A 15,525-nucleotide genomic window follows, 5' to 3' on the forward strand; every position below is an offset into this window, starting at 1 on the left:
GCAGTATGGGTGACGTAATGACGGGTGGGTAGGCTGCTGCTCATGCGTGCACTCCTCGTGGCTAACCCGGCGGCAACGACCACCAGTGCGCGCACGCGCGACGTCCTGATCCACGCGCTGGCCAGCGAGATGAAGCTGGAGGCCGTCACCACGGAGTACCGCGGGCACGCCCGCGACCTGGGACGGCGGGCGGCGGAGAGCGGCGAGATCGACCTGGTGGTCGCCCTCGGCGGCGACGGCACGGTCAACGAGGTCGTCAACGGCCTGCTGCACGGGGGGCCGGACCCGGACCGGCTGCCCGGTCTCGCGGTGGTCCCCGGCGGCTCCACGAACGTCTTCGCGCGGGCCCTCGGCCTGCCCAACGACGCGGTCGAGGCCACGGGCGCACTGCTGGACGCGCTGCGGGAGCGGCGGGAGCGGACGGTCGGGCTGGGCCTGGCCGCGGGCACCCCCGGGACCGGGGACGAATCGGTGCCGGCGCGGTGGTTCACCTTCTGCGCGGGATTCGGATTCGACGCCGGAGTGGTGGGCCGGGTGGAGCAGCAGCGGGAGCGCGGAAAGCGGTCCACTCACGCTCTGTATGTGCGCCAGTTGCTCTGGCAGTTCCTGGAGGAGCCGAACCGCCGGCACGGGACGGTCACGCTGGAGCGTCCCGGGGCGGATCCCGTACAGGATCTCGTCCTGTCGATAGTGTGCAACACGTCACCGTGGACTTATCTGGGAAACCGGCCGCTGTACGCCTCTCCCGAGGCCTCTTTCGATACGGCGCTTGACGTACTCGGCCTCAGCCGTTTGTCAACTCCGGCCATCGCCCGGTACGCCACACAGCTCCTGACCTCGACTCCTGAGCGCGGTCCGCGGGGCAAGCACGCGGTCAGTCTGCACGATCTGACCGACTTCACCTTGCATTCGAAGGTGCCGCTTCCTTTTCAGATGGACGGCGACCACCTCGGGCTGCGTACGAGCGTGCGGTTCACAGGCGTACGCCGTGCACTGCGTGTGATTGTGTGAGTAGAAGGGCCTATAGTCCTTTCAGTCGAACGTTTTGACGCCGGTCCACCCCATAGAAGTACGGCTGTGACCTAGTCGACACCGACGAATCAAAAAAAACTTTCCGGAAGGGGTTGTATCCCCGTCCGAGGTTTGCGAATCTCTACATGGCGATCGGGACAGCCCGCAGAACCGGCACCCGCGAAGACCGCCAGAACCCCACCACGAATCACGGACCGCTACCGGGCAACTGGGCGTCGGCCCTTCCCTCGCGTAGGGATTCGTGAAAGCGTTCACATTCACAAGCAACCTGCCCGCAATACAAGGAGATGGAGCAGCCATGGACTGGCGTCACAACGCCGTTTGCCGCGAGGAAGACCCCGAGCTCTTCTTCCCCATCGGCAACACCGGTCCTGCGCTGCTGCAGATCGAGGAAGCCAAGGCCGTCTGCCGCCGCTGCCCCGTCATGGAGCAGTGCCTGCAGTGGGCGCTCGAGTCCGGCCAGGACTCCGGCGTCTGGGGCGGTCTCAGCGAGGACGAGCGCCGCGCGATGAAGCGCCGCGCCGCTCGCAACCGGGCGCGCAACGCCAGCGCCTGACATCGACTTTCGAGCCTCGAGCCGCAGCGCGTAGAACCTGAAACAGCGCTCAGCAACGTGCTCTTGAGCCCCGGTCCGGATGTTCGGACCGGGGCTCAGTGCTGTCCCGGGGCCGTCGCCCGCCGTGGTGGCGGACCGGTCCGGTCCCGCGCTGCTACTTCTGGGGGCTGGCCGGTACGTCGAGGAGCACCCGGGTGCCGCGTCCGGCCCCCGGCTGCATGTCGAACGTGCCGCCGAGTTCGCCCTCGACCAGGGTGCGGACGATCTGGAGTCCGAGGTTCCCCGCCCGCTGCGGGTCGAAGCCCTCGGGCAGTCCGCGGCCGTCGTCGGCCACCGTGATCAGCAGTCGCGCATCGTGGATCCGGGTGCCGCTGCGGACCGCGGTCACCTCGACCGTGCCGTGCTCACCGGGGGCGAAGGCGTGCTCCAGGGCGTTCTGGAGCACCTCGGTCAGCACCATCGACAGCGGAGTGGCCACTTCCGCGTCCAGGATCCCGAACCGCCCGGTGCGCCGACAGGCCACCTTGCCCGGGGAGATCTCCGAGACCATCGCGATCACGCGGTCGGCGATCTCGTCGAACTCCACGCGCTCGTCCAGGTTTTGGGACAGCGTCTCATGGACGATGGCGATCGAACCCACCCGGCGGACCGCCTCGTTCAGGGCCTCGCGCCCCTGGTCGGAGTCCATCCGGCGGGACTGGAGCCGCAACAGGGCGGCCACGGTCTGGAGGTTGTTCTTGACCCGGTGGTGGATCTCCCGGATCGTCGCGTCCTTGGTGATCAGTTCGCGTTCGCGACGGCGCAGTTCGGTGACGTCGCGGCAGAGCACGAGCGAACCGATGCGGGTGCCCTTCGGCTTGAGCGGGATCGCGCGCAGCTGGATGACCCCGCCGTTGCCCTCGACCTCGGTCTCGCGGGGAGCCCAGCCGCTGGCCAGTTTGACCAGGGCCTCGTCCACCGGGCCTCGGGAGGGGGCGAGTTCGGCGGTGATGGTGCCCAGGTGCTGCCCGACCAGGTCGGAGGCGAGGCCCAGGCGGTGGTACGCGGACAGGGCGTTCGGGCTCGCGTAGGTGACCACCCCGTCGGCGTCCAGCCGGATCAGGCCGTCCCCGACCCGCGGCGAGGCGTCCATGTCCACCTGCTGGCCGGGGAACGGGAACGTTCCGGCGGCGATCATCTGGGCCAGGTCCGAGGCGGACTGGAGGTACGTGAGCTCCAGCCGGCTCGGGGTGCGGACCGTGAGCAGGTTCGTGTTGCGGGCGATCACGCCGAGGACGCGGCCCTCGCGGCGGACCGGGATGGACTCGACGCGGACGGGTACCTCCTCGCGCCACTCGGGGTCGCCCTCGCGCACGATCCGGCCCTCGTCCAGGGCGGCGTCGAGCAGGGGGCGGCGGCCGCGGGGCACCAGGTGGCCGACCATGTCGTCCTGGTAGGAGGTCGGACCGGTGTTCGGGCGCATCTGGGCGACCGAGACGTAGCGGGTGCCGTCCAGCGTGGGCACCCACAGGACCAGGTCCGCGAAGGACAGGTCGGAGAGCAGCTGCCACTCCGAGACCAGCATGTGGAGCCACTCCAGCTCGGTCTCGCTGAGGGCTGTGTGCTGGCGTACGAGGTCGTTCATGGAGGGCACGGTGCGAGGGTACCCCGGGTACGGACCTTCTCTTTCGCCGTGGGGAATACCCAGGAGGGAGGGGTACCGCGTATGTTGGAGGAAGCGACGGGAAAACCCGTCCCGCCATTGGATGGACAGATCAGATTGGTCTAGTCCACAATGCAGTGGTACAGAGAGCCTCCGCCCTCCCCGCACAGGATGGCGGACGAGGTGGCATCGCGTTCTGCCCTGACCGCGCCTGCCCCTCCCCCGGCCGCCGGGACCGCACACCCGCCGGCCGAAGCACTCCGGGCTGCGGTGCCGGACGGGTTGAGGGTCCCGTCCCGGCACCGTGGCCCAGGGGGTGACCCGCCCGCCGCCGTCAGTGGGGCCAGCCCCGCAGGGCCTGCTCCCCCAGCGCCGCCAGCTCCTCGCGCGTGGCCCCGTCCCGCGCCTGCTGCGACATCCCCTGCACCACCGCGCCCATGCAGCGCGCCAGCGCCGCCGCATCCGTACCGGCCGGCAGCAGCCCCGCGGCGAGGTCCGCCCGGATCCGGCTCTCGAAGAGCGCGATGTACCCGTTGCGCCGCTCCCGCATGGCCCGGGCCACCTCGGGGACGGTGCAGTTCAGGGCCGAGCTGACCACCAGGCAGCCCGCCGGGTGGGCCGGGTCCGTGTAGATCGCCGCCGCCTCGCGCAGCACCCGCTCCATGCCCGCCCGTACGGTCGGCTCCTCGTCCAGAGCCGTCAGGGCGAAGCCCCCGTACGCGGCCGCGTAGGCCTCCACCACCTCGTCGAAGAGGGCCCGCTTGTCGCCGAAGGCGGCGTAGAGGCTGGGGGCGCCGATGCCCATCGCGCGGGTGAGGTCGGCGATCGAGGTCGCCTCGTAGCCGCGTTCCCAGAAGGCCAGCATGGCCTGCCTCAGGGCCGCGTCGCGGTCGAAGGAGCGGGGCCTGCCGCGCTGTCCGGTTGCCATGACCGAATTCTATAGCGACCGCTACGGAATCTGTTACGGTCCTTTCTGTAGCGACCACTAGAGAAATGGGGGGCGCCTCATGGGCGTGCTCAGCGGGAAGACGGCCGTGGTGACGGGCGGCAGCCGGGGCATCGGAGCCGCCGTGGTGCGGCGGCTGGCCCGGGACGGGGCCCTGGTGGCCGTCCACTACGGGGGGAACGGGGCCGCGGCGCAGGAGACGGTCGCCGCCGTCCGGGACGCGGGCGGGCGGGCCTTCGCGATCGGCGCCGAGTTCGGCGCCCCGGGGGACGGGGCCGCGCTCTGGGCGGCGTACGGGGCCCATCCGGAGCACACGGAACAGGTGGACATCCTGGTGAACAACGCCGGCGCGGCCCTCTTCGCGGGGATCGCGGACACCGACGAGGAGGCGTACGACCGGGCGCTCGCGGTCAACGCCCGGGCCCCCTTCTTCGTGATCAAGCACGGGCTGCCGCGGCTGCGCGACGGCGGCCGGATCGTCAACGTGACCGGGACCCCGGACATCGCCCTGCCCGCCATCCTCGCCACGGTGATGGCCAAGGGCGCGGTCAACGCCCTCACCCGCTCGCTGGCGGCGGAGCTCGCGCCGCGCGGGATCACGGTGAACTCGGTCGGCCCGGGCATCACCGAGACCGACCTGAACCGGGCCCTGCTCGCCGACCCGGGGATGCGGGCGCACGCCGCCTCCCGCTCGGTCTTCGGGCGGGTCGGCACCGCGGAGGAGGTCGCGGACGTGGTGGCCTTCCTGGCCTCGGAGGACTCCCGGTGGGTCACCGGACAGCACCTCAACGCCACGGGCGGGCTCCAGATGGCCCTGCTGTAGGGCGCCGGTCCGGCGGGCCCCCGGCAGCCGGCCGGGGGCCCGCCGGGAGGCCGCGGGGAGGCCGTCGGGAGGCCGTCGGGGGCGAATCGGCCGACCATGGGAGGGGGCCGGGCGCGGAAGGCGGTGAAGGCGCCCGCGGAAGGCCTGTGGGCGGGCCGCCGCTCTGCTAGATTGGACCCCAGATTGGTCTATACCACAGATGCCCACCACCTTCTCAGATCGGCAGGCCCAGCGTGGAAGTTGTCATCGTTCCGGACGCCAAGGCGGGCGGCGAGCTCATCGCGGAGGCCATGGCCGCCCTGGTCCGGCGCAAGCCCGACGCCCTGCTCGGCGTGGCCACCGGCTCGACCCCGCTGCCCATCTACGAGGCCCTGGCGGCCAAGGTCCGCGCGGGCGCGGTGGACGTCTCCCGCGCCCGCATCTGCCAGCTCGACGAGTACGTCGGCCTGCCCGCCGGCCACCCGGAGTCCTACCGGTCCGTGGTCCTGCGCGAGGTCGTCGAGCCGCTCGGCCTGTCCGAGGCCTCCTTCATGGGCCCCGACGGCACCGCCGAGGACATCGTCGGCGCCTGCACGGCGTACGACCTGGCGCTCGCCGAGGCGGGCGGGGTGGACCTCCAGCTGCTCGGCATCGGCACGGACGGCCACATCGGCTTCAACGAGCCCTGCTCCTCGCTGGCCTCCCGCACCCGCATCAAGACGCTCACCGAGCAGACCCGGGTCGACAACGCCCGCTTCTTCGACGACGACATCGACCAGGTGCCGCACCACGTCATCACCCAGGGCATCGGCACCATCCTCGACGCCCGCCACCTGGTCCTGCTGGCCACCGGCGAGGGCAAGGCCGAGGCCGTGGCCCAGACCGTCGAGGGCCCCGTCTCCTCGCTGGTCCCGGCCTCCGCCCTGCAGCTGCACCCCCACGCCACCGTGGTCGTGGACGAGGCCGCCGCCTCGAAGCTGAAGCTGGCCGACTACTTCCGCCACACCTTCGCCAACAAGCCGGAGTGGCAGGGCCTGTAGGCCCTGCCTCCCCGGTCCCTGCGGGCCCGCGGCGCCCGCACCCGCGTACGGCAGGCAAGAGGGCCGGGCCCCCCGAGGAAGGGGGGCCCGGCCCTCGTCCGTGCCCGGCCGCGCGGGGCCGCCTGGCGGCCGGCACGGAGCGGGTGCGGCCGGGCACTCCCCCACAGGGGCGCCCGGCCGCACGCTCTCGGGGTCAGAGCCCGGCGACGACCTCCGCCGCGGCCCGGCCGCAGACGCGCGCGGCGCCGTGCGTGGCGATGTGCAGCGCGCCCCGCGGCTCGGCCCGCGGCAGGCCCATCTCGATGACGACCGTGTCCGGGCGGGCCGCGACCAGCGCGTCCAGGGCCGCGGTCATCCACGGGTGGCGGTGGGCGTCCCGTACGACCGCCACGATCCGGCGGTCGCCGGCCGCGGCCAGTACGGCGGCCGGGTCGCTGCCCTCGCCGTAGGTGCCGGACTCGGTGCCCGGGAGCAGGGCGGCGAGTTCGGCGGCGGGGCCCCACGGGGTCTCGTCGCCGACGGCGATGTTCGCCACCGGGGTCAGCACGGCCACGTACGGGGCCTTGACCGGGACCTCCAGGGAGCCGGTCACCCGCAGGGCGCGGCGGGCCGCGACCAGTCCGACGGGGGCCAGCGGCGCGTCCTGGGTGCCGGGTGCGCTCCCCTCCCCCGGCGCACCCGGCCCCGGGTGGATCCGGCTCTGCCGGGTCCAGGCGGCGAGGGACCGGACCCGGGCAGCGGCGTCGGCGAGCCGCTCCTCGGGCAGGCTGCCCTCGCGTACGGCGGCGACCAGCGCATCGCGCAGCCGCAGCACCGTGTCCTCGTCGGCGAGACCGCCGCCGACGCAGATCGCGTCGGCGCCCGCGGCGATGGCGAGGACGGAGCCGCGCTCGATGCCGTAGGTGCCGGCGATGGCGTTCATCTCCATGCCGTCGGTGACGATCAGACCGTCGTAGCCGAGCTCCCCGCGCAGCAGGCCGGTGAGGATCTGCGGGCTGAGGGTGGCCGGGCGGGTCGGGTCGAGCGACGGGAGGAGGATGTGGGCGCTCATGATCGCCTTGGTGCCCGCGGCCATGGCGGCCTTGAAGGGCACGAGCTCGCGCCCGTAGAGCGTGGCGAGGTCGGCGTCGATCCGCGGCAGGGCGTGGTGCGAGTCGACGTTGGTGTCGCCGTGGCCCGGGAAGTGCTTGGTGCAGGCGGCGACGCCGACGGACTGGAGGCCCTCGACGTACGCGGCGGTGTGCCGGGCGGTCAGGTGGGTGTCCGCGCCGAAGGACCGTACTCCGATGACCGGGTTGTCCGGGTTGGAGTTGACGTCGGCGGACGGGGCCCAGTTGAGGTTGACCCCGCACTCGGCGAGGCGGCGGCCGAGCTCGCGGGCGACGGAGCGGGTCAGCTCGGTGTCGTCCACGGCGCCGAGGGCGAGGTTGCCCGGGAAGGAGGACCCGTCGCGGACCTCCAGGCGGGTGACGTCGCCGCCCTCCTCGTCGATGGCGACGAGTACGTCGTCCCGTACCGCGCGCAGCTGGGCGGTGAGGGCGGCGAGCTGGTCCGGGGAGGTGATGTTGCGGCCGAAGAGCCCGACGGCGGTGAGGCCCTCGCCGACCTGGCGCAGCAGCCAGTCGGGGGCGGTGGTGCCGAGGAAGCCGGGCTGGAGGACGGCCAGCGCATCGCGGGTCAGGGTGTCCGTGCGGTGGGCGAGGATCGTCATCGGGAGCGGGTCATCCCTTCACTGCGCCGGCGGTCATACCGCCAACGGCCTTGCGCTGGAGGAAGAGGAACACGATGAGCACCGGCACCGCGAAGAGCGAGGAGGCGGCCATGGTGGCGCCCCAGTCGCTGCCGAACGCGGTCTGGAACTTGGTGAGCCACAGGGGAAGGGTCTGGAACTCCGCTTCCTTGTTGAGGATCAGGACCATCGCGAACTCGTTCCAGGCGGTGATGAAGCCGAACAGCGAGGTCGACATCAGGCCGGGGGCGAGCAGCGGGAAGATCACCTTGCGGAAGGCCTGGCCGCGGGTGCAGCCGTCGATGGCCGCGGCCTCCTCCAGCGTGACCGGGACGGCGGCGATGAAGCCGCGGAGGGTCCACACGGTGAAGGGGAGGACCATCACGAAGTAGATGAGCGTCAGCAGCGGGAGGCTGTTCAGCCAGTCGCCGTCGCGGGCGATCATGTACATCACGATGACCATGACCTCCCAGGGGGCCATCTGCGCCATCATCACGCCGAGGACGAGGCCCTTGCGGCCCTTGAACTTCATGCGGGCGATCGCGAAGCTCGCGCCGAGGGCGACGACCAGGGCGAGGCCGACCGCGGAGACGGTGACGAGGAAGCTGTTCTGGACGAAGGTCCAGAACATGTCGACGCCGGTGGCGGTCTTGAAGTTCTCGAAGGTCGGGGTGAAGACGAAGACCGGGTCCTTGGAGAGGATCTCGCTCTGCGGCTTGAGCGCGGAGGAGAACATCCAGTACACGGGGAAGACGAAGACCACGGCGAGCACGAGGGCCCCGAGGTTCTTGGCGACGGTCCCGGGCCGCAGCGGCTTGCGGGTGCGGATGCGGGGGGCCTTGGTGCTGCTGCTCACTGCTCCTCCTCCTGCTTCAGGATCAGGCGGAAGTAGAAGGACATGACGATCACCAGCATGAGGATCGTCAGTACGGAAATCGCGGCCGCGAGACCGTAGTGGCCCTGGCCGGAGCCCTCGACGAACGCGTAGACCGGGAGGATCTCGGAGGACCGGTCGGGGCCGCCGGCGTTCATGGCGTACACCTGGACGAAGGCCTTGAAGACCCAGATCACCTCGAGGAAGGTGGTGATCAGGAAGAAGGGCTTCAGGTTCGGGAAGACGACCTTCCAGAAGGTCTGCCAGCCGTTCGCGCCGTCCATGCGGGCGGCCTCGTACAGCTCGGCGGGGACCGTGGTCAGGCCGGCGTACATGTTGAGGGCGACGAAGGGGATCGAGCCCCAGACCACGAGGATGGTGACGATCACCATCGTGGAGAAGCCGGTCTCGAACCAGTTGTGCTGCTCGTAGCCCTCGAAGCCGCAGACCCGCATGATCCAGTTGATCACGCCGAACTGCTCGTCGAAGAGCCAGCGGAAGACGGTCACCGAGGCGACCACGGGCATGGCCCAGGCCATCACCAGGGCCAGGGAGAGCACGAGGCGCATCCAGGTGCCGAGGCGGTTGAGCAGGATGCCGATGAGGCTGCCGATCGCCATGATCAGCGCCACGTTGGCGGTGGTGAAGAGGAAGCTGCGGACGACCACGGTCCAGAAGTCCGGGTCGCCGAGGAGCTCGGTGTAGTTCTCGAAACCGATGAACGGGGCTTCGCGCCGGATCAGCTCGGCCCGGTTGACCTGCTGGAACGACAGGATGACGTTGCGGGCCAGCGGGTAGAGCAGGAAGGCGAGCAGGCTCAGGACCGCGGGGGCGACCAGCAGGTACGGGACCCAGCCGGACGGCAGCCGGGGCTTTCTGCCGCGAGGAGGCCGAAGGGTTTCCTTGGCGCCGGTATCCGGCGGCGTCTGCCGGCCGCCGACGGACTTCCGGGGTGCTTCCACCGGGGCGGCCGTCCCCGCCCCCTGGGAGTGCACGGTCATGTCTCTTCCTCGCGGTTGACACCGGGGGCACGACCTGCGGCGTGCGCGGGTCGTACCCCCGGGGTGCGATGACTGCGGATCTACTGCGGTACTACTGCTGTGCTGCGGTAGTGCTGCGGAGTCCGGCGGCGGGCCGCCGGTGGCCGCCGGTTACTGCTTGTTGATGCGCTCGGTGATGTCCTTGTCGGCGGCCTCGCCGGCCTTCTTGGCGTCCTCGCCCTTCAGGACCTTGGTCATGTACTCCTTGACCGGGTTCGGCAGGGTCTCGACGTTGGCCCAGCCCGGGGTGACCGGGGTGATCTTGCCGACGGAGGCGGCGGCGGCCATGGCCTCCGCGAAGGAGCCGGCGGCCGGCTTGAACTGCGCGGCGTCCGTGTTCGGGAGCAGCGCACCCTCGGTGGCGGCGGCGTACTTCGTCATGAAGTCCTTGCCGGCGGCCAGGGCCAGCCACTCCTTGGCGAGGTCCTTGTTCTTGGAGCGCTCGGCGATGGCGAGGTTCGAGCCGCCGAAGAAGGTGGCGCCCGGCTTGTCGGCCGTCTTGCCCGGGACCGGGAAGTAGCCGAAGTCGGCCTCCTTGCCGGCCTTCTTGATCGCGTCGATCGCGCCGCCGGCCTCCCAGCCGAGGCCGATCCAGGACGCCACGCCGCCCTTGGGGACCACGTCGGTGGACTGCTGCGGGGTCGCCTCGTCCTTGTCCTTCGGAGCGGTGGAGTAGCTCTGGAGCTTCTTGTAGAAGTTCATCGCCGCGGCGGCCTGGTCGGTGCCGAGCGCGCCCTTCCACTTGTCGCCGTCCTTGACCGCGAGGTCGCCGCCCTCGTCCCAGATGAGACCGGCGAGGACGTACCAGCTCTGGCCCGGAAGGTAGATCGGCTGGGTCTTGCTGTCGGAGGCCTTCAGCTTCTCCAGGCCGGCGATCCACTCGTCGCGGGTCTTCGGCGGGGTGACACCGGCCTTCGCGAAGGCCTTCTTGTCGTAGATCACGGCGCGGTTGGCCGCGTACCACGGGGCGGAGTACAGCTTGCCGTCGTACTCGGCCGAGGCCAGCATGCCCTTGTTCCAGGCGTCGGCGCCGAGCTTGGCCTTGTCCTCAGTGAGGTCGGCGAGGCCGCCGGTGACCGCGTAGCCCGCGGTCTGGGTGTTGCCGAGCTCCAGGACGTCCGGCGGCGTGGACTCGGAGAGGGCCGTGGTGACCTTCTCCTGGATGCCGTTCCACTGCTGCTTCTCGACCTTGACCTTGACGCCCTTGTGCTTGGCCTCGAACGCCGCGTTGACCTCGGCCATCCAGGCGTCCGGCGCAGAGCCGTCCATGACCCAGACGGTCAGGGTCTGGTTGCCGCCCGCCGCGGGCTTGCCGGTGCCCTTGTCGTCGTTCGAGTCACCACACGCCGCCAGGCCGATAACCATGCCCGCGACACCAACCGCCGCGATGAGCTTGCGCTTCACGCCACCCTCCTCAGGGATGCCTGAACTCCCCCTGCCCGCCGACGGTGACATACGCCAAGTACTGCCCGTGGGGCCGGGATCTGATCCATATTGGTTTAGACCAGTAGCTTGGAGCTTGGCCTAGACCTTTGGGGGTGTCAAGGGTCTAATAAACGAGGTGTCAGTCCGTTATCGGACCGACACCTCAGGGAGGGGCGAGGTCCGTGCTCCGGCCCGTGTCACGATGTGACCGCACACAACGGAGGAGCCGGTGACGGCAACGAGACTGGAGTCGGGAAGGCGGGCGGCGATGGCCAGCGAAGGGGTGCTCACGGAGCCGGAGGGCGGGGCAGCCACTCGTACCGCACGCGTGCCCAAGTACTACCGGCTCAAGCGCCATTTGCTCGATATGACGGAGACGCTCCCGCCCGGCACCCCGGTGCCGCCGGAGCGGACCCTCGCGGCCGAGTTCGACACCTCCCGGACCACCGTCCGGCAGGCGCTGCAGGAGCTCGTGGTCGAGGGGCGGCTGGAGCGGATCCAGGGCAAGGGCACCTTCGTGGCCAAGCCCAAGGTCTCCCAGGCCCTCCAACTGACCTCGTACACCGAGGACATGCGGGCCCAGGGGCTGGAGCCGACCTCGCAGCTGCTCGACATCGGGTACGTGACGGCCGACGACACCCTCGCCGGCCTCCTGAAGATCACCACCGGCGGGCGGGTGCTGCGCATCGAGCGGCTCCGGCTGGCCAGCGGCGAGCCCATGGCCATCGAGACCACGCACCTGTCGGCCAAGCGCTTCCCGGCCCTGCGGCGCTCGCTCGTCAAGTACACCTCGCTGTACACCGCCCTCGCCGAGGTGTACGACGTGCACCTCGCCGAGGCCGAGGAGACCATCGAGACCTCCCTCGCGACCCCCCGCGAGGCCGGGCTGCTCGGCACCGACGTCGGCCTGCCGATGCTGATGCTCTCCCGGCACTCCCTGGACGCGGACGGCGAGCCGGTGGAGTGGGTGCGCTCGGTCTACCGCGGCGACCGGTACAAGTTCGTCGCCCGGCTCAAGCGCCCGGCGGTCTGACCTTCACGGAACCCTCACCGGACCTCCCGTACCGGATTGCGGACGCGGTCTTACGCACAGCGCTCGTCCCCCCGTAGATTCCTGCGCCCGTACAGGTGATCAACGAGGGGACGAGGGTCATGCTGGAACCAGGATCAAACGGGACGGAACAGGACCCCGGGCCCACGCGGTCCCCGAGGCGTATCTCCCCCAGGTCGATCGCCGTCTGGTCCCTCGTGGCCCTGGTCGGGGCGGCCGGCTGGAGCGTACTCGCGCTCTCCCGGGGCGAGGAGGTCTCCGCGGCGTGGATGCTGGCCGCGGCGCTCGGCTCGTACGCCATCGGCTACCGCTTCTACTCCCGCTTCATCGCCCACCGGGTGCTCCGGGTGGACAAGACCCGGGCCACCCCGGCCGAGCGCCTCGACAACGGTGTCGACTTCCACCCGACCGACCGGCGCGTGCTCTTCGGCCACCACTTCGCGGCGGTCGCCGGGGCGGGCCCGCTGGTCGGCCCGGTGCTCGCCGCGCAGATGGGCTACCTGCCGGGGACCATCTGGATCGTGGTCGGCGTGATCTTCGCCGGTGCGGTGCAGGACATGGTCACGCTGTTCTTCTCCACCCGCCGCGACGGCCGCTCCCTGGGGCAGATGGCCCGCGAGGAGATCGGCCCCTTCGGCGGCGCGGCCGCGCTGATCGCCGTATTCGCGATCATGATCATCCTGCTGGCGGTGCTGGCGCTCATCATCGTCAACGCCCTCGCGCACTCGCCCTGGGGCGTCTTCTCCATCGGCATGACCATCCCGATCGCCCTGTTCATGGGCGTCTACCTGCGCATCCTGCGCCCGGGCCGGGTCACCGAGGTCTCCCTCATCGGCGTCGCCCTGCTGCTCCTCGCGATCGTCGCGGGCGGCTGGGTCGCGGAGTCCTCGCTCGCGGACTTCTTCACGCTGGAGAAGGAGACCCTGGTCGTCTGGATGGTCGCGTACGGCTTCCTGGCCTCCGTCCTGCCCGTCTGGCTGCTGCTGGCCCCGCGCGACTACCTGTCCACCTTCATGAAGGTCGGCACCATCGCCCTGCTGGCCCTCGGCGTGGTCATCGCCATGCCCGTGCTGAAGATGCCGGCCGTCACGGAGTTCGCGAGCCGCGGCGACGGGCCGGTCTTCGCCGGCTCGATGTTCCCGTTCGTGTTCATCACCATCGCGTGCGGCGCCCTGTCCGGCTTCCACTCCCTGGTCTCCTCGGGCACCACCCCGAAGATGATCCAGAAGGAGACCCAGGTCCGGATGATCGGGTACGGGGCCATGCTCACGGAGTCCTTCGTGGCCGTCATGGCGATGATCGCGGCCTGCATCATCGAGCCCGGCCTCTTCTTCGCCCTCAACTCCCCGCCCGGGGTGATCGGGGCCACGGTCGAGAGCGCCTCGCAGGCCGTCGGGAACTTCGGGTTCACCCTCTCGCCCGCCGATCTGGCGAAGGCCGCCTCCGACGTGGAGGAGGCCACCCTGCTCTCCCGCACCGGCGGGGCGCCGACCTTCGCACTCGGAATGTCGGAGATCTTCTCGGCGGTGGTCGGCGGGGCCTCGATGAAGGCCTTCTGGTACCACTTCGCGATCATGTTCGAGGCCCTGTTCATCCTCACCACCCTGGACGCGGGCACCCGCGTGGGCCGCTTCATGCTCCAGGACACCCTGGGCAACGTGGCCAAGCCCTTCAAGCAGGTCAGCTGGAAGCCGGGCGTCTGGATCACCAGCGCCCTGGTCGTGGGCGGCTGGGGCTACTTCCTGTGGGTGGGCGTCAAGGACCCGCTGGGCGGGATCAACCAGCTCTTCCCGCTGTTCGGCATCGCGAACCAGCTGCTCGCCGCCGTGGCCCTGGCCGTGTGCACCACCCTGCTGGTCAAGTCCGGCCGCCTGAAGTGGGCCTGGGTGACCGCCGTACCGCTGGCCTGGGACGCGACCGTCACCCTGACCGCCAGCTGGCAGAAGATCTTCTCCGAGGACCCGCGGGTGGGCTTCTTCGCCCAGCGCGACAAGTTCCAGGCCGGCATCGACGCCGACAAGGTCCTGCCGCCCGCCAAGTCCATGGACGAGATGCACACGGTGGTCACCAACGCCACCGTCGACGGGGTCCTCTCCGCCCTCTTCGCCCTGCTCATCGTCGTGGTGCTCGTGGACGCCGCCCGGGTCTGCGTCAAGGCGGTCAGGCGCCCCGGGACCGTGGAGCTCCACGAGGCGCCCTACCAGCGCTCCCGGATCACCGCCCCGGCCGGGCTGATCGCCACCCCGGAGGAGAAGGCGGAACTGGCCGCGGCCGCAGCCGCCGCGGCGGCCGGCTCCGGCGACCCCGACGACGGCCGCGCCAAGGTGCCGGTCGCCTGATGTCCGCGCGCGAGCTCTGGGGCCGGATCCGCTTCTACGTCCGCGAGTTCTCGGGCGAGGCGGCGTACGACCGGTACGTCGCCCACGCCCGCGGCCACGACCCGGACGCCGCGGTCCTCAGCCGGCGCGCCTTCGAGCGCGCCCGCACGGACGCCCGGGAGGCGGACCCCCGCGAGGGCTTCCGCTGCTGCTGAGCGCCCGCACACTGCGGCGTACGGGGCCCCGCCGGCCACCCCCGGCGGGGCCCCTGCCGTACTCCCCGTACGCCCCCGCCCGCGCCCGCACTCCCCCGCCCGCCCTCCGGCGCCCCCGCCCCCGTCCGGCACACTCGACGGCATGGACATCGTCATCAGGGAGGCGCGGCCCGGGGAGTACGCGGACCTCGGGGAGATCACCGCGCAGGCCTACCTCGCCGACGGGCTGCTCGACGCCAACGCCGGCGGGGACTACGCCTCCGTGCTCCGCGACGTGGCCGCCCGCGCCCGGGACTCCGAGGTGCTGGTCGCCGTGCGCGGGGACGGTCCGCTGCTCGGCGGGGTCGCCTTCGCGCCGCCCGGCAGCAGCTACGCCGATATCGCGGGCCCCGGCGAGGCCGAGTTCCGGATGCTCGCCGTGGCCCGGGAGGCCCGCGGCCAGGGCGCCGGAGAGGCCCTCGTACGCGCCTGCATCGACCGGGCCAGGGCCCTGGAAGGGGTCCGCGCGGTGGTGCTCTCCACCCAGCCCGCCATGCGCGGCGCCCACCGGATCTACCACCGGCTGGGCTTCGTCCGGACCCCGGAGCGGGACTGGTCGCCCGTACCGTCCGTACCCCTGATCACCTACGCGCTGGAGCTGAACGCGCTCGATCAGTAGTCGACTCGACACAACATCTAGGGGGTCCCACAGGAAGGGGCCCCCACATGTATGCTCATCCCTGCTGTCGCCGCAGGGGAATCCGGTGCGAATCCGGAACTGTCCCGCAACGGTATGAAGTGCACCCTTCGTGCGCTGCGAGTCCGAGGACCTGCCGACCGCCTGATCCGGCCGACCGGCCGGACGCAGACCACGTC

General features: G+C 71.1%; 14 protein-coding genes and 1 riboswitch. Of the genes, 8 read left to right on the top strand and 6 right to left on the bottom strand.

The features are described 5' to 3' along the window. Positions 1–42 precede the first annotated feature (42 nt). The gene (locus ACZ7JZ_RS19650; protein ID WP_470940805.1) at positions 43–1,011 is read left to right on the top strand and encodes a diacylglycerol/lipid kinase family protein; all 969 of its coding nucleotides are present in this window, start codon (positions 43–45) and stop codon (positions 1,009–1,011) included. Positions 1,012–1,330: 319 nt separating this feature from the next. Beyond that, a complete protein-coding gene (locus ACZ7JZ_RS19655; RefSeq protein WP_003953983.1) occupies positions 1,331–1,588 on the top strand; it encodes a WhiB family transcriptional regulator in 258 nt (85 codons plus the stop codon). Between the two features lie 154 nt (positions 1,589–1,742). Here the strand turns inward: ACZ7JZ_RS19655 and ACZ7JZ_RS19660 are convergent, their stop codons facing one another. Both ACZ7JZ_RS19660 and ACZ7JZ_RS19665 read right to left on the bottom strand, forming a co-directional pair. Then, the gene (locus ACZ7JZ_RS19660) at positions 1,743–3,212 is read right to left on the bottom strand and encodes a sensor histidine kinase (RefSeq protein ID WP_470940969.1); all 1,470 of its coding nucleotides are present in this window, start codon (positions 3,210–3,212) and stop codon (positions 1,743–1,745) included. Positions 3,213–3,564: 352 nt separating this feature from the next. Continuing rightward, the gene (locus ACZ7JZ_RS19665) at positions 3,565–4,158 is read right to left on the bottom strand and encodes a TetR/AcrR family transcriptional regulator (RefSeq protein WP_470940807.1); all 594 of its coding nucleotides are present in this window, start codon (positions 4,156–4,158) and stop codon (positions 3,565–3,567) included. Positions 4,159–4,237: 79 nt separating this feature from the next. Here ACZ7JZ_RS19665 and ACZ7JZ_RS19670 point away from each other — a divergent pair, with 79 nt between their 5' ends. Both ACZ7JZ_RS19670 and nagB read left to right on the top strand, forming a co-directional pair. Then, positions 4,238–4,999: an SDR family oxidoreductase gene (locus ACZ7JZ_RS19670; protein WP_470940809.1), complete on the top strand. Its 762-nt coding sequence runs from the start codon at positions 4,238–4,240 to the stop codon at positions 4,997–4,999. Positions 5,000–5,232: 233 nt separating this feature from the next. After that, positions 5,233–6,018, top strand: coding sequence for a glucosamine-6-phosphate deaminase (gene nagB, locus ACZ7JZ_RS19675; RefSeq protein WP_470940811.1), 786 nt, complete (start codon positions 5,233–5,235; stop codon positions 6,016–6,018). Positions 6,019–6,211: 193 nt separating this feature from the next. Here the strand turns inward: nagB and ACZ7JZ_RS19680 are convergent, their stop codons facing one another. The 4 genes from ACZ7JZ_RS19680 to ACZ7JZ_RS19695 all read right to left on the bottom strand — a co-directional run bounded on the left by ACZ7JZ_RS19680 (position 6,212) and on the right by ACZ7JZ_RS19695 (position 11,065). Then, positions 6,212–7,729 carry a glycoside hydrolase family 3 protein gene (locus ACZ7JZ_RS19680; protein ID WP_470940813.1) on the bottom strand — a complete coding sequence of 506 codons (1,518 nt, stop codon included), beginning with the start codon at positions 7,727–7,729 and terminating at the stop codon, positions 6,212–6,214. A 10-nt stretch (positions 7,730–7,739) separates the two neighbouring features. Then, positions 7,740–8,576 (bottom strand): carbohydrate ABC transporter permease, encoded by an 837-nt coding sequence (locus ACZ7JZ_RS19685; RefSeq protein ID WP_470940971.1) that lies wholly within the window; start codon positions 8,574–8,576, stop codon positions 7,740–7,742. 23 nt (positions 8,577–8,599) lie between these two features. Then, complete coding sequence (locus ACZ7JZ_RS19690) at positions 8,600–9,622, bottom strand: carbohydrate ABC transporter permease (protein ID WP_470940815.1); 1,023 nt, start codon at positions 9,620–9,622, stop codon at positions 8,600–8,602. Positions 9,623–9,772: 150 nt separating this feature from the next. Then, positions 9,773–11,065 (bottom strand): extracellular solute-binding protein, encoded by a 1,293-nt coding sequence (locus ACZ7JZ_RS19695; protein WP_470940817.1) that lies wholly within the window; start codon positions 11,063–11,065, stop codon positions 9,773–9,775. A gap of 289 nt (positions 11,066–11,354) precedes the next feature. Between ACZ7JZ_RS19695 and ACZ7JZ_RS19700 the strand changes: the two genes are divergently transcribed. From ACZ7JZ_RS19700 to ACZ7JZ_RS19715, 4 genes are all read left to right on the top strand, one after another. Further along, positions 11,355–12,119: a GntR family transcriptional regulator gene (locus tag ACZ7JZ_RS19700; RefSeq protein WP_470940973.1), complete on the top strand. Its 765-nt coding sequence runs from the start codon at positions 11,355–11,357 to the stop codon at positions 12,117–12,119. Positions 12,120–12,238: 119 nt separating this feature from the next. After that, positions 12,239–14,476, top strand: a complete 2,238-nt coding sequence (locus ACZ7JZ_RS19705; RefSeq protein WP_470940819.1) for a carbon starvation CstA family protein — start codon at positions 12,239–12,241, stop codon at positions 14,474–14,476. Beyond that, the gene (locus tag ACZ7JZ_RS19710; RefSeq protein ID WP_470940820.1) at positions 14,476–14,670 is read left to right on the top strand and encodes a YbdD/YjiX family protein; all 195 of its coding nucleotides are present in this window, start codon (positions 14,476–14,478) and stop codon (positions 14,668–14,670) included. Before ACZ7JZ_RS19705 ends, ACZ7JZ_RS19710 begins: the two co-directional genes overlap by 1 nt. 142 nt (positions 14,671–14,812) lie before the next feature. Further along, positions 14,813–15,328, top strand: a complete 516-nt coding sequence (locus ACZ7JZ_RS19715; protein WP_470940822.1) for a GNAT family N-acetyltransferase — start codon at positions 14,813–14,815, stop codon at positions 15,326–15,328. A 51-nt stretch (positions 15,329–15,379) separates the two neighbouring features. Beyond that, positions 15,380–15,501, top strand: a riboswitch (cobalamin riboswitch). Positions 15,502–15,525: the final 24 nt, after the last annotated feature.

Source organism: Streptomyces sp. NPDC038213 (genome assembly GCF_055600495.1).

Bases quoted from the DNA above. Each gene is read 5' to 3' on its own strand.
- ACZ7JZ_RS19650 (WP_470940805.1), top strand. From the start codon at position 43: ATGCGTGCACTCCTCGTGGCTAACCCGGCGGCAACGACCACCAGTGCG.
- ACZ7JZ_RS19655 (WP_003953983.1), top strand. From the start codon at position 1,331: ATGGACTGGCGTCACAACGCCGTTTGCCGCGAGGAAGACCCCGAGCTC.
- ACZ7JZ_RS19660 (WP_470940969.1), bottom strand. From the start codon at position 3,212: ATGAACGACCTCGTACGCCAGCACACAGCCCTCAGCGAGACCGAGCTG.
- ACZ7JZ_RS19665 (WP_470940807.1), bottom strand. From the start codon at position 4,158: ATGGCAACCGGACAGCGCGGCAGGCCCCGCTCCTTCGACCGCGACGCG.
- ACZ7JZ_RS19670 (WP_470940809.1), top strand. From the start codon at position 4,238: ATGGGCGTGCTCAGCGGGAAGACGGCCGTGGTGACGGGCGGCAGCCGG.
- ACZ7JZ_RS19680 (WP_470940813.1), bottom strand. From the start codon at position 7,729: ATGACGATCCTCGCCCACCGCACGGACACCCTGACCCGCGATGCGCTG.
- ACZ7JZ_RS19690 (WP_470940815.1), bottom strand. From the start codon at position 9,622: ATGACCGTGCACTCCCAGGGGGCGGGGACGGCCGCCCCGGTGGAAGCA.
- ACZ7JZ_RS19700 (WP_470940973.1), top strand. From the start codon at position 11,355: ATGGCCAGCGAAGGGGTGCTCACGGAGCCGGAGGGCGGGGCAGCCACT.
- ACZ7JZ_RS19705 (WP_470940819.1), top strand. From the start codon at position 12,239: ATGCTGGAACCAGGATCAAACGGGACGGAACAGGACCCCGGGCCCACG.
- ACZ7JZ_RS19710 (WP_470940820.1), top strand. From the start codon at position 14,476: ATGTCCGCGCGCGAGCTCTGGGGCCGGATCCGCTTCTACGTCCGCGAG.
- ACZ7JZ_RS19715 (WP_470940822.1), top strand. From the start codon at position 14,813: ATGGACATCGTCATCAGGGAGGCGCGGCCCGGGGAGTACGCGGACCTC.